At 71.0% G+C, this 18,695-nt stretch carries 20 protein-coding genes; 11 read left to right on the top strand and 9 right to left on the bottom strand.

Annotation, left to right across the window (positions count from 1 at the left end; translation table 11 throughout):
- Nucleotide 1: 1 nt before the first annotated feature.
- A complete protein-coding gene (locus AB0N80_RS05375) occupies nt 2-691 on the bottom strand; it encodes a DUF998 domain-containing protein (protein WP_363577976.1) in 690 nt (229 codons plus the stop codon).
- A gap of 529 nt (nt 692-1,220) precedes the next feature.
- Between AB0N80_RS05375 and AB0N80_RS05370 the strand changes: the two genes are divergently transcribed.
- A complete protein-coding gene (locus tag AB0N80_RS05370) occupies nt 1,221-2,600 on the top strand; it encodes a cell division initiation protein (protein ID WP_363577974.1) in 1,380 nt (459 codons plus the stop codon).
- Nucleotides 2,601-2,636: 36 nt separating this feature from the next.
- Complete coding sequence (locus AB0N80_RS05365; protein WP_363577972.1) at nt 2,637-3,575, top strand: aldo/keto reductase; 939 nt, start codon at nt 2,637-2,639, stop codon at nt 3,573-3,575.
- A 12-nt stretch (nt 3,576-3,587) separates the two neighbouring features.
- Here AB0N80_RS05365 and AB0N80_RS05360 read toward each other — a convergent pair whose 3' ends face one another.
- Nucleotides 3,588-3,878, bottom strand: coding sequence for a hypothetical protein (locus AB0N80_RS05360; RefSeq protein ID WP_315993574.1), 291 nt, complete (start codon nt 3,876-3,878; stop codon nt 3,588-3,590).
- A 139-nt stretch (nt 3,879-4,017) separates the two neighbouring features.
- On the opposite strand from AB0N80_RS05360, the gene AB0N80_RS05355 reads away from it, so the two are divergent.
- Nucleotides 4,018-4,239 (top strand): hypothetical protein, encoded by a 222-nt coding sequence (locus AB0N80_RS05355; protein ID WP_315993575.1) that lies wholly within the window; start codon nt 4,018-4,020, stop codon nt 4,237-4,239.
- A 139-nt stretch (nt 4,240-4,378) separates the two neighbouring features.
- On the opposite strand, the gene AB0N80_RS05350 is transcribed toward AB0N80_RS05355, so the two are convergent.
- Nucleotides 4,379-4,756: a hypothetical protein gene (locus AB0N80_RS05350; protein WP_363577969.1), complete on the bottom strand. Its 378-nt coding sequence runs from the start codon at nt 4,754-4,756 to the stop codon at nt 4,379-4,381.
- An 81-nt stretch (nt 4,757-4,837) separates the two neighbouring features.
- On the opposite strand from AB0N80_RS05350, the gene AB0N80_RS05345 reads away from it, so the two are divergent.
- The 3 genes from AB0N80_RS05345 to AB0N80_RS05335 are packed head-to-tail and all read left to right on the top strand — an operon-like array spanning nt 4,838 to nt 8,097.
- Entirely contained in the window at nt 4,838-5,404 is a 567-nt protein-coding gene (locus AB0N80_RS05345) for a MarR family transcriptional regulator (RefSeq protein WP_363577967.1), read from the top strand.
- Nucleotides 5,401-6,195: a transglutaminase family protein gene (locus tag AB0N80_RS05340; protein WP_363577965.1), complete on the top strand. Its 795-nt coding sequence runs from the start codon at nt 5,401-5,403 to the stop codon at nt 6,193-6,195. The genes AB0N80_RS05345 and AB0N80_RS05340 overlap by 4 nt, the downstream gene beginning before the upstream one ends.
- Nucleotides 6,196-6,246: 51 nt before the next feature.
- Nucleotides 6,247-8,097, top strand: coding sequence for a DUF2207 domain-containing protein (locus AB0N80_RS05335; protein WP_363577963.1), 1,851 nt, complete (start codon nt 6,247-6,249; stop codon nt 8,095-8,097).
- A gap of 9 nt (nt 8,098-8,106) precedes the next feature.
- Here AB0N80_RS05335 and AB0N80_RS05330 read toward each other — a convergent pair whose 3' ends face one another.
- A complete protein-coding gene (locus AB0N80_RS05330; RefSeq protein WP_363386988.1) occupies nt 8,107-8,799 on the bottom strand; it encodes an alpha/beta hydrolase in 693 nt (230 codons plus the stop codon).
- Nucleotides 8,800-8,919: 120 nt separating this feature from the next.
- Here AB0N80_RS05330 and AB0N80_RS05325 point away from each other — a divergent pair, with 120 nt between their 5' ends.
- Both AB0N80_RS05325 and AB0N80_RS05320 read left to right on the top strand, forming a co-directional pair.
- Complete coding sequence (locus tag AB0N80_RS05325; protein WP_363386991.1) at nt 8,920-9,168, top strand: hypothetical protein; 249 nt, start codon at nt 8,920-8,922, stop codon at nt 9,166-9,168.
- A complete protein-coding gene (locus AB0N80_RS05320; RefSeq protein ID WP_363577961.1) occupies nt 9,165-10,610 on the top strand; it encodes a glycosyltransferase in 1,446 nt (481 codons plus the stop codon). Before AB0N80_RS05325 ends, AB0N80_RS05320 begins: the two co-directional genes overlap by 4 nt.
- A gap of 150 nt (nt 10,611-10,760) precedes the next feature.
- On the opposite strand, the gene AB0N80_RS05315 is transcribed toward AB0N80_RS05320, so the two are convergent.
- Together AB0N80_RS05315 and AB0N80_RS05310 are read right to left on the bottom strand one after the other, a co-directional pair.
- Complete coding sequence (locus tag AB0N80_RS05315) at nt 10,761-10,976, bottom strand: hypothetical protein (RefSeq protein WP_315993583.1); 216 nt, start codon at nt 10,974-10,976, stop codon at nt 10,761-10,763.
- An 87-nt stretch (nt 10,977-11,063) separates the two neighbouring features.
- The gene (locus tag AB0N80_RS05310; RefSeq protein ID WP_363577959.1) at nt 11,064-13,673 is read right to left on the bottom strand and encodes an MMPL family transporter; all 2,610 of its coding nucleotides are present in this window, start codon (nt 13,671-13,673) and stop codon (nt 11,064-11,066) included.
- A gap of 117 nt (nt 13,674-13,790) precedes the next feature.
- Between AB0N80_RS05310 and AB0N80_RS05305 the strand changes: the two genes are divergently transcribed.
- The 3 genes from AB0N80_RS05305 to AB0N80_RS05295 all read left to right on the top strand — a co-directional run bounded on the left by AB0N80_RS05305 (nt 13,791) and on the right by AB0N80_RS05295 (nt 16,713).
- Entirely contained in the window at nt 13,791-14,363 is a 573-nt protein-coding gene (locus AB0N80_RS05305) for a TetR/AcrR family transcriptional regulator (RefSeq protein WP_315993585.1), read from the top strand.
- Between the two features lie 243 nt (nt 14,364-14,606).
- A complete protein-coding gene (locus tag AB0N80_RS05300) occupies nt 14,607-15,629 on the top strand; it encodes a TerC/Alx family metal homeostasis membrane protein (protein WP_315993586.1) in 1,023 nt (340 codons plus the stop codon).
- Nucleotides 15,630-15,747: 118 nt separating this feature from the next.
- Complete coding sequence (locus AB0N80_RS05295) at nt 15,748-16,713, top strand: LLM class F420-dependent oxidoreductase (protein WP_315993587.1); 966 nt, start codon at nt 15,748-15,750, stop codon at nt 16,711-16,713.
- Between the two features lie 37 nt (nt 16,714-16,750).
- On the opposite strand, the gene AB0N80_RS05290 is transcribed toward AB0N80_RS05295, so the two are convergent.
- The 3 genes from AB0N80_RS05290 to AB0N80_RS05280 form a co-directional block, all read right to left on the bottom strand.
- Nucleotides 16,751-17,668: a helix-turn-helix domain-containing protein gene (locus AB0N80_RS05290; protein WP_363577957.1), complete on the bottom strand. Its 918-nt coding sequence runs from the start codon at nt 17,666-17,668 to the stop codon at nt 16,751-16,753.
- Between the two features lie 106 nt (nt 17,669-17,774).
- Complete coding sequence (locus tag AB0N80_RS05285) at nt 17,775-18,152, bottom strand: PPOX class F420-dependent oxidoreductase (RefSeq protein ID WP_363387005.1); 378 nt, start codon at nt 18,150-18,152, stop codon at nt 17,775-17,777.
- Nucleotides 18,146-18,688: a 2'-5' RNA ligase family protein gene (locus AB0N80_RS05280; RefSeq protein WP_363387008.1), complete on the bottom strand. Its 543-nt coding sequence runs from the start codon at nt 18,686-18,688 to the stop codon at nt 18,146-18,148. Before AB0N80_RS05280 ends, AB0N80_RS05285 begins: the two co-directional genes overlap by 7 nt.
- Nucleotides 18,689-18,695: the final 7 nt, after the last annotated feature.

Here is an 18,695-nt window from a genome sequence, read left to right as displayed (position 1 = left end):
GTCAGAACCCGCGTCCATCGGGCGTCGATTTCCGCAGCTCGCTCGCGATCTGCGATCCGAACACGCCGAACCAGGCGATCGCCAATGTCGCGGCCGTGAACTCCAGGTTGCCGCCCAGCACGGTGTCGCCCCGGAACAGGGCGAGCATCGCGCCGGTGAGAGAGGTCGCTCCGACCGCGACGAGGATGAAGACGCTCGCCCCCCGCATCCACGGGCGCCGCCGCACCAGGGCGACCTGCCCCATCGCGACGATCGCGAGCAGGAAGCCGATCACGGCGAATGTGATGTGCACGAGATCCTGCGGGAGCGCTCCGGGCGTGAAGGGAACCGGACACCCCGGCGAGCAGGTGACGGCCGACGCGACACCGAAGCACAGGCCGCACAGGAGAAGCGTCGTGGCGATGGGCCACCCGACACGATAGGCGCCATCCGGGATCCGGTGGAGAGCCCGGTCGACGAGGACGGCCGCGACGGCCAGCAGCAGCAGCGCGAGGTTGAACACCGGGGCCGTCGGCATCCCAGTCGCCCCAAGCTGACTGACGTAGTGCACGCTCGGGTCCCACAGGCGGCAGACCCAGATGAGCGCCGCACTCGCGAACGCGGCGGCGGCGCCGCCCGCGGCCTGGGTGACGTGTCGGCGTGCGATCGCGGTCGGGCGGATGCCGGCCAACCGGTCGACGGTCTCGGTCATCGGCTCCTCCTGGATCGGGCTCCGCCACATTACCGTTCGACCGGTCCCCCTTCCGCGGGGTGGGGGTGATGTGCGCATCATCATGGGTGATTTTCCGGGGGCGGTCCGCGGACCCGATCCCGTCCGCGTCGGATGCTGGGCGTGCGGGCAGAGCGACAGCGTCATCGTGCGAGCCGGGGGGCCGCACCGTCGGACCGTCGCTCTGCCCGCACCCCCTGCGCGCACGCCGGGCGGGCGGATCGCTCAGCGCGGCACGCGTGCAGCCCCCGCTGACAGGCGAATCCGCGGGTGAGAAACGGACCTCTCCGACGGCGCGCATCGCCCCCGACTGGGAGGCTCGGAGAGAGCGGATGCCGAGTGGCTCTCCCCCAGAACCTCACTCTCCCGTGGCTCTGCTCGCTCACGGATGCGCGGCCCCGGTCACGGCACCCGGCCGCAGGGCCGCGCATCCTCCACCCCCTCGAATCCACGACCACCATGACCGATGAGGTCGGGTCGAGGCGCGGGTGGCGATCATCAGGAGGCACACGTGACCGAGCGACCCGACCGCAGCCCGGACGCCCTCGGCGACGACCACCCGTCCGAAGCCGCAGCGGACGACTCCGTGCTCGACGCGCTGCTGAGGGCGGTCGAGGGCGACGCCGGTCCCGTCTTCCCCGTCGGGTTCCGCGGATACGACCGGGATTCCGTGGACGAAGCCGTTCGCGAACTCGGCGAACGCGTGCGGCGCAGTGCCGAGGAGGCGCACGATGCGCAGCTCCGGGCCGAGGCGAGGTTGGCGCAGCAACGGGCGGAGCACGATCAGGAGCTCGCGGAGGCCATCCGTCGACACACGGAGGAGAACAGCGCGCTCCGCGAGCAGGTGCGCGAGGCCTCTGCCCGCGCGGCGGCGGCGGAGACGCAGGTTTCGGCGCTCTCGAGCGAATTCGCGGGCCGCCGCAGCGACGACGACCCCGAGCAGAGCCGCCAGCAGTTCGACGCGATCTTGCGCGTCGCCGAGGAGCAGGCGTCGGTCCTCGTTCAGAACGCCGTCGGGCAGGCGGAGCGGCTGCTCGCGAGCGCGCACGCCGAGGCCGCGACGATCCGCGACGACGCGGTGACCGAGCAGGCCCGCCTCCGCGCGGAGGCGCAGCACGATGCCGATCAGATCCGTCTCCGCATCGAGACCGAGGCGACCGCGCACGCGGCGCGGCTGGAGCGGGAGGCGGCTCACGCGGCCGAGCGCGTCTCGCAGGCCGAGCGAGAGGCCGTCGCGGTGCGCACCGAGTCGGAGAAGGGGGCGGCCGCGCTGCGCTCGCTCGTGTCGAGGGAGACCGCCGACCTCCGCGCCAAGGCCGAACGCGACGTGCGGGAGATGACGGCGCGGGTGCTCGAGTTCGAGGAGTCCCTCACCCGGCGGCAGGACGAGGCCCAGCAGGAGTTCCTCGTCTTGCACGACCAGGCCGTGGCCCACGCCGAGCGGATCACCTCCGACGCGAGCGAGCAGGTCGCCGCGGCGCTGGAACACGCGCGACGCATCGCGGCCCGGGCCGACGACTACGAACGTCTCGCTCGCGCGCAGGCCCAGCAGGTCGAGGCCGATGCGCAGGTGCGCGCTCGCGAGGTGCTGGATGCCTCACGCGAACGGGCTCAGACGATCGCCGACACGATCACCCAGCACGCCGCCTCGGTTCTGCGCGATGCGGAGGACCGCACGCGCGACCTGCGCTGGCAGCAGCAGCAACTCGGTAGCTTCATGGCTGAGATGAACGAACTGCTCCGCGCCGTTCCGCGAGGCGGATCGGGCGGGCGCGACCTCGGCGACGACGACGGCACGAGTCCGTCCGGGCCCGGCGTCGCCGACGGCGATGCGGCCGACGCGCTCGACGACGCAGAGGGTCTCGCGGCACCCTCCGATCACGGAGAGTGAGCGCCGAGCCGCTCCTGCTCCCACTAGCGTGGAGCGATGCGCACCGTTCCCCTCGGCTCCTCCGGTCTCTCCGCCCCCAACGTCGTGGCGGGCATGATGCGGATCGACGACAAGAGCGACGCGGAGGTCCGCGCGCTCTACCAGGCGTCGCGTGACGCCGGCATCGACTTCTTCGACCACGCCGACATCTACGCGCGGTCCCTGCACTCCGCGGAGGAACGGTTCGCGCAGGCCCTGTCCTTGAGCGACACGGAGCGCGCCGAGATCCGCCTGCAGACCAAAGCGGGGATCGTGCGGGAAGGGCCGTACTTCGACTTCTCGTACGAGCACCTCGTGTCGTCGGTCGAGAGCTCGTTGCGGGCCCTGCGTACCGACTACGTGGACGTTCTCCTGCTGCACCGACCCGACGCGCTCGTCGAACCCGACGAGGTGGCCCGGGCGTTCGATCACCTCGAGGAATCCGGAAAGGTGCGGGCCTTCGGAGTCTCTAACCACACGCCCCGCCAGATCGACCTCCTGCGGACGGCGGTCCGCCAGCCGATCGTCGCCAACCAGATTCAACTGTCCATCGCGCACGCGCCCGTCATCACGCAGGGGCTCGCGGCGAACATGGAGAGTGCTCGGCAATCGGTCGTCCTCGACGGCGGCGGTCTCGTCGAGTACTGCCGCATCGAGGGCATCACGATCCAGGCCTGGTCTCCGCTGCAGGGGACGCGTGGAGGCGGCGGGGTGTTCCTCGGACACCCCGAGTACGACGAACTCAACGCGGTCATCGACTCTCTGGCTGCCCGATACCGCGTCACGCCCATGGCGATCGCGGTGGCATGGATCACGCGGCATCCCGCGGGGATGCAGGTCGTCCTGGGCACGACGACACCGGGGCGGGTCACCGAGGCTGCGGAGGGCTCGGACATCGAGCTCACCCGGGCGGAGTGGTACGCGCTCGTGCGTGCCGCAGGTTACGTCGTTCCCTGAGCGCGTCGCTCGTCAGTCGCCGCGACGACGGCGTCGGCCTCGGGAGATCACGACGATGGCGCCGATGACGACGATGGCCGCGCCGAGAAGCGGGATCAGGACGAAGGCAAGACGCCCGGCTTCCGCCTCGGAATCCGGTTGAGCCTGCTCGGCGACGACGGCGGATACCGAGGAGGCCGTGACCGCGACGTCGCCCTGCACGCTCGCCGACCCGGTGGGTGAGGCGAACGCGGGCATGGGTGCGAAAGTGATCGCGGTGGCGAGCACCGCCGAGGTGATCAGGGGGGATTTTCCGGTGCGCACAGCGTTCCTTCCGTCGGATCGCCCAGGCTACGCACGCTCCGGCCGGTCAGCCCGACGGTAGACGAGAGGGTCCGGGGAGGATATGGGGCACGGCCTGTCGCCTAGGCTGGCACCGACCGCTGACGAGACGAGGCCACGAATGTCGCGATCCCGACGCCCGTGGGGAGCCGTCTTCAGCGGCGTCGCGGCGGTGATCCTGGCAGCCCCGACCCTGGTCTTCCCCGCGGATTCGCCGACGGAGCCGAAACTCGGTTTCCTGGCGGTCGGAACGGTCGTGTTCGCCGTCTCCGTGGTGCGGATCCGGGCGGAAGGGATCGAACGCATCACCGCCCCGCCGGAGGAGCCCGTCACCGAGGAGTGAGCGCCTCCAGGGCGTCCGCGGTGATCACGGAGATCGGTTCGGTGGGCAGTTCCCACGAGGCGAGGGGTTCCATGCAGTTCTTCCGTTCGTGGGTGTCTGAGTTCGGGCGGCCGTCCCGGGTCGACGAGCGACGTGAAGGTCAGGCGGCGCGGGCGAGGCTTCGCGCGACCTTGTGGCCCTGAGGGGCAGTGCGAGCGGACGAGGATGCCGTCGCGGGCTCGTCGAGCGCGATGTCGAGGCTGAGCCCGCGCGAGGAGTTGGCGTCGTTCGCCAGGCGCTTCAGGAGGTTCTGGTCGAGCGCCTCGGGCTGCTCGGAGTCGAAGACGAAACGCAGCGGGATCGAGGGCTGCAGCCAGATCGTGGACCGGCCGACAGGCTGATCCGGACCGTGCACCCAGGACAACGTGAAGCTCTCCCCCCGGCGGAGCTTGGTCGCGACGACCACCTTCACGTGCGCCAGCATGCGGTCGTCGATGTCGATCGGCTCCGTCGAGGTGCCGTAGAAGAGCTTCGCCATGGTAATTCCCCTTTGCTCGTTGCTCACGGATGAACTTACTAGGTAGACTAGCGAATAGGCAAGCGAGATATTAGGAGAGCGATGACAATCGACACCCCATCGCCCCCGTCGTATTGGTACAGCGAGAGCTCGGACGACGAGCGTGGCGCACGGATCATGGAGGCGATGCGGGCATATCGTTCCGCCGAGATGGCGATGCGCCGGCGCACCCAGGAGTCCATGGCGATGGGCGAGAACGAGCTGCTCGTCCTCCGCTTCCTGACACGATCGGCCGCAGAGAACTCCGCCGTCACTCCGATCGACCTCGCCCGGCATCTCGGCGTGTCGACGGCATCCACGACCGCCCTCCTCGACCGGCTCGAGAAGTCCGGGCATCTCCAGCGCCGCCCCCACCCGTCCGATCGGCGGAAGGTCCTCGTCTCGAGCACGACCCATGCCGACGACGAGATGCGCGACACCCTGACCGGCATGCACGCGCGCATGATGCGGGCCACCCGTGGCATGACGGAGGAGGAGACGGTCGCGGTCACGGGCTTCCTCGACCGGATGCGGTGCGCCGTCGCCGACCTCTGCGGCCGAAGCGGAACGTGCTGTCCGCCGGCACGGGCTCAGCACTCCTCCCCCCTTTCGTCGGACGCTGCCGCGTGAGGACCTCCGTCGGTGTCGGGATCGTCCTGCACACCGAGGCCGAGGCGGACGTCGTCCTCTCGATCACCCCCGCGGACGGGTGGGCCCACGACGAGACCCTGACGATCGACACGGACGGACGGGCGATCCCCGCGGTCGAGGTCGCGGACGCGCACGGTACTCGCGCGCATCGCGTCGTCCTCCCCGCGGGGCGGACCCATGTCACCTATCGCGGTTCCGTCTCCCCTCCTCGCGCGCCCGCCCCCTCCGACGAGATCGACCCCGTGCGCTACCTGCGACCCAGCCGCTACGCGCCGTCGGACGATCCGCGCCTTTCGGACCTGGCGCCCTCGCGGTCCTCCTCGGCGCGGGAGCGCGTACGCGAGATCACGCAGTGGGTTTCAGAGAGGCTCGATTACGTCTCCGGCGTCAGCGGCCCCACCGATACCGCTCTCGACACGCTCCGCGAGGGCGCCGGAGTCTGCCGCGACTACGCGCACGTGACCATCGCCCTCCTGCGCGCCGCGGGGATCCCCGCGCGACTCGTGTCCGTCTTCGCCCCGGGACTGGACCCGATGGACTTCCACGCCGTCGTCGAGGCGTTCGTCGACGGCCGGTGGGAGGTCGTCGATGCCACACGCCTCGCACCCCGTGCGCACTTCGTCCGCATCGCGACCGGTCGTGACGCCGCCGATACCGCCTTCCTCACGACTGTGTCGGGCACGGCGACGTTGGAGTCGGTCGAGGTGACGGCAGTGGCCGTCGGCGATCTCGTCCCGGACGATCCCGACGCGTCGATCCTGCTGCGCTGACTCCGTCTCGAGACGGAGGCACGGTCACGCCACCCCGGGTAGCGTCGGGGCATGGACCTCATCGTGCGGTCGCCTCGCCTGCTCCCCCGTCTCGTCGTCGGACTCGTCGGCCTCGCTCTCGTGGTTCTGAGCGCGATGGCCGTTCCCGCGCCGGCGCGCGCAGACGTCGGCGACTTCACCTTCGACTCGTTCTCGGCCGACATGACGCTCTCCCGAGCCGACGACGGGCACGCGGAACTCGCGGTGACCGAGACCCTGGTCGCACGTTTCCCCGACGAGGATCAGAACCGCGGCATCATCCGCTCCCTCCCCGATGACTACGACGGGGTCCCCCTGCACACGCGGGTGGTCTCGGTGACCGATGCCTCCGGCGCCCCCATCCCTTACGACGTCGAGACGGACCGGCGCGAGGTGCGGGTGCTCACGGGCGACGACTCCTTCGTGCGCGGCGTGCTGACCTACGTCATCTCGTACACCCAGCGCGACGCCATCCGTTCCTTCGCCGACACGAACGCCGACGAGTTCTACCGCGACATCAACGGCACGCAGTGGGAGCAGCCGTTCGGTGCGGTGAGCGCTCGCCTCCGGGTCGACCCCGCCCTGACGGATGCCGCCCTCGACGGCGCCGCGGCGTGTTACGTCGGGACGCAGGGATCATCGCAGACGTGCACCCTCGACCGCACGACGGACGGGGGCGGCCTCGTCTTCGAAGCGGGGGCCGAAGGGCTGGCCCCGGGAGAGAACGTCACGATCGCCGTCGGTTTCGCGCGCGGCACCTTCGTCGCGGGTGAGGTGGTCCGCACACCGCTCGAGCAGTTCTCCGTCGATGCGGCCCCGCTCCTGGCCGGTTCGTCGCTCGGCGCCGTGGGTGTCGGCGCCCTCGGTGTGGCCGCAGCGGTCATGGCTCGGCGTCGCGGACGCGACGCCGAGGGGCGCGGCATCATCGTCGCGGAGTACGACCCGCCGGCGGGAGTCGACGTGCTGCAGGGCGCGGAACTGGTGGCGCGTCGCGGGACCGGCATCCCCGCGGCCATCGTCGACACCGCTGTGGCGGGGCACCTCCGCATCGTCGACGACGGCGACGCGCGGAGCCTCTCACTCGAGCTCGTCACGGCCGAGGGAGCCGATGCGCTGCACGGAGCGATCCTCGGAGCCGTCTTCGGGGCGCACGCACGCCCGGGAGCTCGCGTATCGGTGGGCCCCGAGCGCCAGGACGTCGCGAAGGCCCTGCAGCGGCTCCCCCTCGCCGCCGCATCCGAGCTGCGCGCTCGCGGATGGAGCGAGAAGCAGCGTCTCGGACGCTCCCTCGCCGCGGCGGGTGTCGCCGTGGGCGCGTTCGTCGTCGCGGTGCTGGCCCTCATCCTCGCCGCGATGGGGACGACCCCGGCGTGGTGGCAGATCGCTGCGATCCCGGTGACGGTGGTGCTCGGCATCCTGAGTTTCACACTGCTGCGCTACCGCGATCGGATCACGGATGCCGGGGCCCCGGCGCGCGACCATCTTCGGGGGCTGCGCGAATATCTGCAGCTCGCGGAGGCGGACCGACTGCGCGTGCTGCAGAGCCCCGAAGGGGCGGAGCGACGACGGATCGATGCGGGCGACGCGCGCCAGGTGCTGTACCTCTACGAGCGCCTCCTGCCGTGGGCGATCGTGTGGGGCGTCGAGAAGGAGTGGTCCGAGGCGCTCGACACGCGGGTCCGCGAGAGCGGCGACGACCTGCACTGGTACCGGGGCGGCGGCGGGTTCTCCTCCGCCGCTCTGATGTCGACGATGGGGACGCTGCGCACGGCGAGCACCCCGGTCGCGACGACCACGAGCGGCTCGGGGAGCTTCTCGGGCGGCTCGTTCGGGGGCGGATTCTCGGGTGGGGGCTCGGGTGGCGGCGGAGGCGGCGGACGCTGAGTCGACCGGTCACTCGGCGACGCGCACGACCTCTGCGATGACGCGCGGGTCGGCGAGCACGCGGAAGTGCCCTCCGCTGGCCAGTTCCACGTTCCGGGCACCGGCGAGCTCGCTGCCCTCGGGGATGTGCGGGTCGAAGGGGCCGTAGACCGACACGATCCTCGCGTTCGCGTCGGCCGCCGCCGCGAGCGCGCGCATGGTGGCATCCCCCGAGGCGAACGCGCGCAGCGAGGGCGTGGGCATGAGGCGGCTGTACCGAGACCCGCCGAAGGGCGTCGCGACGGCGACCATCGCCCGCACCCGAGCCCCCTCCGGGTCGAAGGCCATCAGGTGCTTGCCGATCAGTCCGCCCTTGCTGTGGGCCACGAGGACGACGTCGTGCAGGTCGCGGGACGACAGAAGAGCCGCGACGCGACCGGCCGACTCGGCGATGGGACGACGATTGTCGCCCAGCTCCGTGACCACGTGCACCGGGTGTCCGCGCTCGTGCAGGGCGCGGGCCAGCGGCTCCAGAAAGCGCCAGGTCTCGTAGATCCCGGGGAGGAGCACGAGGGGGCGGCCGGAGCCCTCGCGAAGGTCCTCATCGACTGCACGCCCCCAGGCCGCGCGCACCTGCGCTCGCACGGCGTAGGCGTAGTCCTTCGCCCACCACGAGAGGTCACGCGCTCCGGTCCGCACGGCGGTCACGGCATCCATCGGCATCCCCCCATCCTGCGGGCTCGGACGCGGGCCGTCTGCGGGGTTGCGGCGACGGTGCCGCACACCCGCACAGCGGGCGCAACCCCGGGATCTCGGCGCTCGAGGCCGCCCTAGGCTCGGGCCATGGACATCTCTGACATTCGCTGGAACGAGCCCGCACGGCAGAAGATCCTCGACGACGCCGACAACGTGCTGCGGGAGGCCGTCGTGGCGATCGCGCGCGAGAACGACGGGATCTCGTCGGACGAGGCCTTCGCGCAGATCAACGCGCGGATCAAGGACCGCTTCATCGACTACGAGCCGGGCCCGGATATTCGCACCTACGCCGACGCGATCGCCGCCGGGGAGATCCCCACCGACGACGCCGGATGACCCGCGGCACGATCCTGCCGCCCGGGCGCCAGTTCGTCCTCACCTGGGGCGTTCCGCGCGAGTACGGCGGGCTGACCGCCGCGCTGCTGCAGCGGTCCCGTCTCTTCGCCGGTCGAGGGGCGACGCCGGTGCACATCTTGACGTGCGACGACCGGGACGACCGCGACGCGGTCAGCGCCGAGCTGACCCGCCGCGACGCCCTCGGCGCCGGGGTGCGCGTCACCAACCTGTGGGATTGGCTGCGCGAGAACGAGCTGCGCGGGCGTCCGGTCTCGAGCGGCGCCGGATTCTCGCCTCTCCCCTCCGACGCGGAGGAGGAGTTCACGGGCGATGTTCTCGTGCGCCGTCTCCGCAGGGATGCCGACGGCACGGTGCTGCAGATCGACCACCTGCGCCCGGACGGAACGCTCGCGGCGAGCGATCGTCGGGACGTCCCACACTCGTCCGCACGACCGCGACGGATCATCGTGACGTGCGACGCGAGCGGGGCGCCCCGTGCCGTGTGGCGCGGGGTGCGCCAGCTCTACGCCGCATGGCTGGACCGCCTCACGGCGGGCGAGCGGTCCTTCCTCCTCGTCGACAGCAAGGCGATGGCGCGGTTCGCCGCCGGCTATCGCCGGCCGGGGGTGATCGTGCTGCACGTCGTGCACGGTTCGCACCGCACCGACGACGGCACAGCGATCCGCCCGTCCCGCGCCGAGGTCTTCTCGCGGTTAAGCGCCTTCGATGCCGTCGTGTTCTGCACCGCGCGGCAGGCCGGGGACGTGCGACGCGAGGTCGGCCCCGCGCCCCTTCTGTCCGTCGTGCCCCACCCCGTCGCCGTCGCGGGAGACGTCGACACGCGCAGCCCGCGCCAGGGCGCGATCGTGCTCGCGCGACTGGAGCCCATCAAGCGGGTGGAGCATGCGGTGGATGCCGTGTCCCGCGCCCGCGAGCGCATGCCGTCCCTGACGCTCGACGTCTACGGCGACGGCCCGGACCGCTCGCGTCTGGAACGGGGCGACGCCGAGGGCGTCCGCTTCCACGGCTTCGACCCCACGGCGCGCGACGCCCTCCGCCGGGCATCGGTCCTCCTGCTGACGAGCCGCTCGGAGGCTTTCTCGCTCGTGGTCGCCGAGGCGATGGCGGCGGGGTGCCTGCCGATCGCGTACGACGTGCCCTACGGTCCGCGTGAGTTGATCCTCGACGGCCGCACGGGGTGGCTGGTGCCCGCCGGCGACGTCGACGCCCTCGCCGAGGCGGTCGTGCGGGCGGCATCCCTCGATCCGACGACGCTCTCGCGGATGCGTCGACAGGCGGTGGAGCGCGCGCAGCTCTACGACGAGTCGCGGGTGCTCACCAGGTGGGCCCTGACCCTGTCGCGTGCCGCACGGCGTCACCGCCTGCGCGAGGCGACCTGGCGAATCCGCGAGGTCGTCCGGCGCCGCCTCCGGATCGGCTGAGACCCCTGCCGCACGCGCCCGAGCGGGCGTACGCTGCCTCTACCCGGCCCCGGCATCGCCGGCGCGGATGACGCCGATCCGGCGTCCCCGACGACTCCCGCCCGTCGAGCCCGTCCCCCACACGGCTCCGGACGGGAGTCGTCGTCCGGGTCAGCGGTCCTCGCCGTAGCCGCGGATGCTGCGGAGGTCGTCCTTCAGGTCCTCCTTCGAGGCGTCGCCCGGGACGATGTCGTTCTGCGGCGCGCCGTCCTGAACGGCCGCGTCCGCCGCCTGCTGTTCCTCCGCGCCGTCCTTCTTCTCCTCGACGCCCGCGTCCGTGGCGCCGTCCATGACGGGGGCGTCCTGCGTCTCTTCGCGATCGGTCATCGTCGTCCTCCTCGGTGACAGTGTTACGGCATCCTGACCCCTGCCTGCCGCCGGGAACCGGGGCTTGCGCCGCTCGGCCCGGAATGCTCAGACGCCGTGGTGCGCGGGGTGACGCCGCTCGAGGGCGGAGCCCTCGACATCGACGTTCGGCACGATGCGGTCGAGCCAGCGCGGCAGCCACCAGACCGACCCGCCGAGCACGTGCATGAGCGCCGGCACGAGCAGCATGCGCACGACGAACGCGTCGAACAGCACGCCCAGGGCCAGCCCGAGTCCCATCGATTTGATGATCACGGAGTCGGAGGCGATGAAGCCGGAGAACACCGCGATCATGATGATCGCGGCCGCCGTCACGACGGTGCGGCCCGCGCGGAAGCCCTGGGCGACGGCCAGGCGCGGCGCCGCGCCGTGAGCCCAGGCCTCGCGCATCCCGGATGCGAGGAACAGCTGGTAATCCATGGCGAGCCCGAAGAGGATGCCGACGAGGATCACGGGCAGGAAGCTCAGGATCGGGCCGGGATTGTGCACGCCGAACAGGTCGCCGAGCCAGCCCCACTGGAACACCGCGGTCACCGCACCATAGGTCGCGAACAGCGACAGCACGAAACCTCCTGTGGCGATGAGCGGCACGAGCAGCGAGCGGAACACCGCCACCATGATGAGGAACGACAGGCCCACGACCACGACGAGGTAGATCGGCAGGACGTCGGCCAGCCCTTCCGAGATGTCGATGTTGATCGCCGCTGCTCCGGCCACGCCGAGGGCGATATCGCCGTTCACGGGCGGCAGCGCGCGAAGGTCGCGCACCAGCTGCTCGGTCGACACGGCGTTCGGCCCCTCGGCGGGGATGACCTGGAACGCGGCGAGGGTGCGGTCGTCTGAGACGGCGACGGGGGCGACCGCCGCGACGTCGTCCTGCGCGAACAGTTCGCGGGCCACGTCGAGCTGCAGGCCCTGGACGTCGGCTTCGGCGGTGCCCCCGGGGAGGGCGGCGGTGACGAGCAGCGGCGCATTCGCGCCGGCACCGAAGGCATCCTCTGTCCACGTGAACGCCTGGTAGGCGGTCGAGTCCTCCGCCTCGGACCCTCCGTCGGGCAGCCCCAGACGCATCGACAGGGCGGGGATGGCGACGACGAGGAGGGCGACCGTGGCGACGAGCATCGTGACCACCGCGCGCACCGTCGACATCGGCCGAACGGGGCGACCGGTCGTCGCGACGGATCCGGTCTCGATCCGGGCCGCGCGCCGGGGGTGCTCGTCGGCTTCGATCGCCGCGGTACGAGCGGTGCGACGGGGGTGCTCCGCGGCATCCGCGGCGGCCGCGGCGCGGGCACGGGCCGCGCGACCGAGGACGCGCATCCCCGCGCGGCCCAGGAGTGCCGGCGTCAGCGACACCGCGATCAGCACGGCGACGAGCACACTGACGGCGCCCGCGGTACCCATGAGCCCGAGGAACGGGATGCCCGTGATGTTGAGCGCGAGCAACGCGACGATCACCGTCATCCCGGCGAACACGACCGCATTGCCGGCGGTGCCGTTGGCGAGACCGATCGATTCGACGACGTCCGCGCCCTGGAGCAGCTGCCGTCGGTGACGGTAGAGGATGAACAGTGCGTAGTCGATACCCACGGCCAGTCCCAGCATCACGCCGAGGATCGGGGTGACGGATGCCATCTGCACGAGGCCCGAGAACGACAGCGTCGCCATCGCGCCGATGGCGACCCCGACGAGCGCCGTGATGATGGGGAACGACGCCGCCAGGAGCGACCCGAGCACGACGACGAGGACGATCGCCGCGATCGCGACGCCGATGGCCTCACCGACTCCGAGGATCTCGGGCACGCCCTGGGAGATCTCCGTGTTGAAGGCGACGTCCACGCCCGCGACGGGGTCGGCGGTGAAGTGCTCGACCACGGCCTCCTTCGACGCCTCGGCGAGCTCCAGCCGGGGCTGATCGAACGAGACGTTGACGATCGCGGTCGATCCGTCATCGGAAACGAGCCGGATGGCGTCCGCGAAGGAGAGGAGTTCGGCGCCGTCGTCGAGCTGCGCCTCCTGCGCGGCGATCTGCGCGAGACCGTCGGCCACCTGGGTCTGCTGCTGTTCGAGGGCGCTGCGCTGCTGGTCGAGCTGCGCCTGCTGCGCGTCGAGGGCGTCGAGCTGCGCCTGCTTCTGTGCGGCCGGGAGGGGTGCGGCTTCGAGCTGCGCGCGGGCCGAGTCGAGTTGCTGCTGACCGGCGTCCAGCTGCGCGGCGCCCGCGTCGAGCTGCTGCTGGCCGGACTCGGCCTGCGAGCGCGCATCGGCGAGCTGCCCGCGGCCGTCGACCACCTGCTGGCGCTGATCGTCGAGCTGCTGCTGGGTCGCGAACGGATCGGTGACGCGGGCGACGTCGGGGAGGTCGCTCGACGAGTCGACGAGAGAGGTGATGGCGCTCTTCTGGTCGGACGTCAGAGCCGAGCCGTCCGTCGTGCGGAACACCACCGCTCCGGAAGCGCCGCTGAAGTCCGGGAGCTCGTCCTGAAGTTCCGCGATGACGTCGCCGGATGCCGTGCCGGGGATGTCGAAGCTTGAGCTCAGGCCTTTGAAGCCGACGAGGAACCCGCCGACGACCACGCCGAGGATCACCACCCACGCGACGATCACGGCCCAGGCGCGCCGGGCGGCGAAGGTTCCGAGACGGTGCAGCAGTTCGGCCATGCGGTGTTCCTCTCGTGCGGTGCACGCGGAAGAGCACCGTCGGCTCCGACCAGTCCCGGCAAAGATAACACGGACCGTCTCGTCTTGTTCGACCGCGTCATCCCCCAGAATGAGGGCATGGTTCTATCGCGAAGCGGACCGGTCCGAAGCGAAGCGGCGCACCAGGCGATCCTCGACGCCGCGGTGGCCCTCTTCGCCGAGCGCGGCTACGACCACCTCACCATGGAGGGCATCGCTCGGCGCGCCGGGGTGGGGAAGCAGACGATCTACCGGTGGTGGCCGAGCAAGGGCGACGTCCTCGCCGAGGCGATCCTCGAGGGACGCCTGCTCGGCCGCGAGCGCGACCTGCCCGACACGGGGGACGCGCGCAGAGACCTGGCCACCTGGCTGAACGGACTGTTCACGCTACGGGCCAGCGCCGACGGCGAGGGGTTGCTGCGCTCTCTCGTCGCCGCGGCCGCGGGGAGCGCGGAGACGGGTCGACGACTGCGCGCGGAGATCCTCGCGGCACCGCTCGTCGAGCGACTCTCCACCGCGATGGCCGGAACGACGGGACCTCGACTCGACGCGGCGGCCGACGCCCTCCTCGGCGCCGTGATCCTGCGCGCGCTCAGCCGTGAGGAGTTCGACTTCGACGACATGCTGCACCTGGTCGACGCCGTGATCGGCACGCCGACACCCCGCCGCTGACGCACACCGCTCGCCACCCCGCGGCCGTCAGCACCCTGATCTCTACCACGCGGCGCTGACCGGCGTCCAGACCGGGAACGCTCAGCCGCGTCCCGTACACTGGAGGGAGCAAGGGGAGTACTCCCATCGCGACGATCTCGTCAGTACGGTCCACGTCATCGTGAACCCGGGACGTCGGCCCATCTCGCCGGGTGGAGGAGACCTTGGTGTCTTGTCGTACACCTTTCTCCCTTGGAGGCCGCCATGGGCGTCACCCCCCTCATCTGGATCATCACGATCGCGATCACGGTCGCGTTCTTCGTCTTCGAGTTCTTCGCGCACGTGCGGAAGCCGCATGAGCCGTCGATCGCCGAGTCCGCCCGCTGGTCGGCGTTCTACATCGGGCTCGCGCTGCTGTTCGGTGTCGGCATCGGCGTGGTGTCGGGCTGGACGTACGGCGGCGAGTACTTCGCCGGGTACCTGACCGAGAAGGCCCTGTCGATCGACAACCTGTTCGTGTTCCTGATCATCATGACCGGGTTCGCGGTGCCGAAGATCTACCAGCAGAAGGTGCTGATGATCGGCATCGTCATCGCGCTCATCATGCGCGGGGCGTTCATCGCGGTGGGCGCCGCACTGATCGAGAACTTCTCCTGGATCTTCTACCTCTTCGGCGCCCTTCTGCTGTTCCTTGCGTACCGTCAGGCGTTCTCGCACGGCGAGAGCGACCCCGCCAACGGCAAGTTCATGCAGTTCGTCCGCCGCGTGCTCCCCGTATCCGAGGAGTACAACGACGACAAGCTCACCGTTCGTAAGAACGGCAAGCGCTTCGTGACGCCGATGCTGCTGGTCATCATCGCGATCGGCTTCATCGACCTGGTCTTCGCCGTGGACTCGATCCCCGCGATCTACGGCCTGACGAACGAGGCGTACATCGTCTTCACGGCGAACGCCTTCGCCCTCATGGGCCTGCGCCAGCTGTACTTCCTCATCGGCGGCCTGCTCGAACGCCTCGTCTACCTGGCGCAGGGACTGGCCGTCATCCTGGCCTTCATCGGTGTGAAGCTCGTGTTCCACGCCCTGCACGTCAACGAGGTCCCCTTCATCAACGGGGGCGAACCGCTGCTCTGGGTGCCCGAGATCCCGATCTGGTTCTCGCTGCTCTTCATCGCCGCCACGGTGGCCGTCGCGACGATCGCGAGCCTGCGCAAGACCCGGAACGACGACGAGAAGAAGAAGCGCGAGACCTTCGACGGCGAGAAGGTCATCCACGCTCCCGAGGACTGACCCTCCGAACCGATGACGGGCTCGCGGCGTTCGCCGCGGGCCCGTCGTCGTCTGCCGCATCCGACCGACGAGCGCAACCCCGGCGAGACGCTCCGGTGGTCGTCCTACCGTGGCCGACATGACGCGATTCGGCTACACCCTCATGACCGAGCAGAGCGGCCCGCGGGCGCTCGTCGACTACGCCGTCGGTGCCGAGCGCGCCGGCTACGACTTCCTCGTCTCCAGCGATCACTACTCGCCGTGGCTCACCAGCCAGGGCCACGCCCCCTATGCCTGGACCGTTCTCGGCGCCGTGGCGCACGCCACCACCGACGTCGAGCTGATGACCTATGTGACCTGCCCCACCGTCCGATACCACCCCGCGGTCGTCGCCCAGAAGGCGGCGACGCTGCAGCTGCTGTCGGAGGGCCGCTTCACTCTCGGTCTCGGATCCGGCGAGAACCTCAACGAGCACGTCGTCGGCGAGGGATGGCCCGCGGTCCATGCCCGTCAGGACATGCTCGTCGAGGCGATCGAGATCATCCGCGCGCTGCACACCGGCGACCTCGTCACCTACGACGGCGAGTACTTCCGCGTCGACTCCGCCCGCGTGTGGGATGCCCCCGACGGCGGGGTCCCGATCGGTGTGGCCGTTTCCGGCGAGCACTCCATCGAGCGCTTCGCTCCGCTCGGCGATCACCTCATCACCACGGAGCCCGACGGCGACCTCATCAGCGGGTGGGATTCCCACCACGACGGAGAGTCGCGCAAGATCGGTCAGATCCCGATCAGCTGGGATCCCGACAAGGATGCCGCCATCGCACGCGCTCACGACCAGTTCCGCTGGTTCGCGGGGGGATGGGCCGTCAACGCCGACCTCCCGACGCCGGCGGGCTTCGCGGGGGCTTCGCAGTTCGTCCGACCGGAGGACGTCGCCGACTCGATCGCCTGCGGCCCGGATCTCGACGAGCTCGCGGAGAGCGTGCGTCCCTTCATCGATGCCGGCTTCACCGACATCGCCATCGTCCAGGTGGGCGACGAGCAACAGCAGCGATTCGTCGATGAGATCGCCGCTCCGCTGCTGGAGAAGCTCCGCGCCCTGTGACCGGCGGCGGGGCGCGCCCGACGGCGCGTCCCGCGGCTCACCGGCCGATGCGTCCCGTCTCGGCGACCCACTGTTCGAGGCGCCAGACGGGGAGGCGGAAGACGCGGGCGACCGCGACCGCCGTGAAGCGTCCTTCGACGACCGCGGCGATGGCGAATTCCCGCAGCGACGCGAACTCGCGACCGGCGAGGGCCCCCTCCCGCAGTTCCGCGAACGTGCGGGGCTGGCGCGTCGCGACGGGTCCCGAGGCATCCAGGACGTAGGGCGATCTCGCCTCGACGGCTCGGCGATGCGGATGCGGACGCTCGGACGCTGACGGAGCCGGTTCCGGCGCGCCGGTGGGCGCGGCCTTGATCGCGACCGGCCCGCGGGTCCGCGTCCACGGCGCCGGCGGTAGCTCGCCGCCCCAGGTGACCTCCATCGCCGGCACGACGGCTCCTGCCTGCTCGCGCAGAGGCCGCCCCTCGGGAGGGGCGATGACGATCGACTCCCCGATTGGTTCGGGCATCGTCGGCGCGGCTCTCGCAGACGTCCATGGCGCTACGGGGAGCTCACCGCCCCAGACGACCTCGCTCGGCACCACGTACGAGCTCGCGACGGGAGGGGCCGGCGCGGTCTCGAGCCAGGGAGCCGGAGGCAGGTCTCCGCCCCACACCACGTCGCTGGGAACCACGTAGGCGCTCTGCGGGGCCACGGACGGCTCGGCGGGGGCGGGGACGGCATCCCCGAACAGCTCGCCGACCTCGACCTCGAACGTCTCGGCGAGCGCGACCAGCGTCGCCAGCGACGCCGTGGTGCGGCCCGCTTCGATCGCCCGCACGCGGGACTCCGACAGCCCCGCCTCGAACGACAGGGTCAGTACCGTCAGGCCGCGCTCTTCGCGCAACCGGCGCACGTGACGGGCCAGCGTGCGCAGCACCTCGTCGAGACGCCCGTCGAGGGGTGCCTGTGTCATCCGGTCCTCCCGTAACCGAGGATGCCAACCTGTGTCCGGGGGAGACAGTGAACAGTACCGCGTTCGCGGCGGGAAGCGCGGCACGCCGTCGGCGGCGCGCCGCCCGTCAGCCCCGCAGCCCCGTCGAGCCCAGGACGCGCTCGACGACGATCTCCAGCACGACGCGCTCGGGGTTCACACGAGGCCGGCGATACCGCGCGGCGTAGAGCTCGACGGCGTGGGCCACGGCATCCGGATCATCACTCACGCGGGCGGTGCCTTCGAAGCTCATCCAGCGGGCCCCGTCGACCGAGCACACCGCGGCGCGCCCGCCGCGGACGGCGTTGACGAACTTCTGCGTCCCACGCGATCCGATCACGCGGACGACGCCGTCCTCGTAGGTGAAGCCGACCGGGACGGCATGGATCCGTCCCGACCGACCGAGGGTCGAGAGGGTGGCCAGGTGGTATTCGCTCAGGAAGGCGAGGGCGTCATCGGTCAGCACCCCTCCAGCGTGCCACGCGAGACGACCTCCGACACGGTCTTGGTGGCCGTCTCCCATCGACGGATGCCGACGGCTCGGACCGTCCTCTCGAGGGGGGCGTCGGCGGCGAGCACCCGCAGCGCGTCGCCGAGGCGCTCCAGCGGAACCCGGCGGGCGAGCGTGACGTGCGGCGTCCACGCTCCCGGTCGCGTGTGGTCGCCGTCGTCTCCCGCCCCCGCGAGGTCGTGCACCCGCGCGTGAAAGTCCAACAACGCGGCCGAGGGGACCACCGAGCGCGCGATCACCCGCGTGCGCCCCGTGCCGAACAGCACGGGAGCCCCGAGGGTCATCCCCCGGGGAAGGGCGTCCGCGAGCAGTGCGCCGTCCACGTCGGCGAGGGTCGGGCGCACCAGCAGCGTGATGTGGGGACGGTTGCTCTCTCCGGTGTGGCGCGCCTGACTCGGCAGGTCGGCTGCGACGAGGGCATCCCATTCCCCGCGGATCGCCGCGTCGGATTCGTCGTCGAAGACGAGCTCCAGACTGACGATGTCGCTCACGGTCGGA

Origin of the sequence: Microbacterium sp. NPDC089188 (assembly GCF_040685155.1) — a bacterium.
GTDB lineage: Bacteria > Actinomycetota > Actinomycetes > Actinomycetales > Microbacteriaceae > Microbacterium > Microbacterium galbum.
The sequence above is the reverse complement of the archived record's forward strand: the minus strand, read 5'-3'. Positions and strand labels throughout refer to the sequence as shown.

Bases quoted from the DNA above. Each gene is read 5' to 3' on its own strand.
- AB0N80_RS05315 (WP_315993583.1), bottom strand. From the start codon at position 10,976: ATGACCGATCGCGAAGAGACGCAGGACGCCCCCGTCATGGACGGCGCC.
- AB0N80_RS05300 (WP_315993586.1), top strand. From the start codon at position 14,607: ATGGGCGTCACCCCCCTCATCTGGATCATCACGATCGCGATCACGGTC.
- AB0N80_RS05320 (WP_363577961.1), top strand. From the start codon at position 9,165: ATGACCCGCGGCACGATCCTGCCGCCCGGGCGCCAGTTCGTCCTCACC.
- AB0N80_RS05305 (WP_315993585.1), top strand. From the start codon at position 13,791: ATGGTTCTATCGCGAAGCGGACCGGTCCGAAGCGAAGCGGCGCACCAG.
- AB0N80_RS05355 (WP_315993575.1), top strand. From the start codon at position 4,018: ATGTCGCGATCCCGACGCCCGTGGGGAGCCGTCTTCAGCGGCGTCGCG.
- AB0N80_RS05345 (WP_363577967.1), top strand. From the start codon at position 4,838: ATGACAATCGACACCCCATCGCCCCCGTCGTATTGGTACAGCGAGAGC.
- AB0N80_RS05365 (WP_363577972.1), top strand. From the start codon at position 2,637: ATGCGCACCGTTCCCCTCGGCTCCTCCGGTCTCTCCGCCCCCAACGTC.
- AB0N80_RS05330 (WP_363386988.1), bottom strand. From the start codon at position 8,799: ATGCCGATGGATGCCGTGACCGCCGTGCGGACCGGAGCGCGTGACCTC.
- AB0N80_RS05310 (WP_363577959.1), bottom strand. From the start codon at position 13,673: ATGGCCGAACTGCTGCACCGTCTCGGAACCTTCGCCGCCCGGCGCGCC.
- AB0N80_RS05335 (WP_363577963.1), top strand. From the start codon at position 6,247: ATGGACCTCATCGTGCGGTCGCCTCGCCTGCTCCCCCGTCTCGTCGTC.
- AB0N80_RS05325 (WP_363386991.1), top strand. From the start codon at position 8,920: ATGGACATCTCTGACATTCGCTGGAACGAGCCCGCACGGCAGAAGATC.
- AB0N80_RS05290 (WP_363577957.1), bottom strand. From the start codon at position 17,668: ATGACACAGGCACCCCTCGACGGGCGTCTCGACGAGGTGCTGCGCACG.
- AB0N80_RS05350 (WP_363577969.1), bottom strand. From the start codon at position 4,756: ATGGCGAAGCTCTTCTACGGCACCTCGACGGAGCCGATCGACATCGAC.
- AB0N80_RS05375 (WP_363577976.1), bottom strand. From the start codon at position 691: ATGACCGAGACCGTCGACCGGTTGGCCGGCATCCGCCCGACCGCGATC.
- AB0N80_RS05295 (WP_315993587.1), top strand. From the start codon at position 15,748: ATGACGCGATTCGGCTACACCCTCATGACCGAGCAGAGCGGCCCGCGG.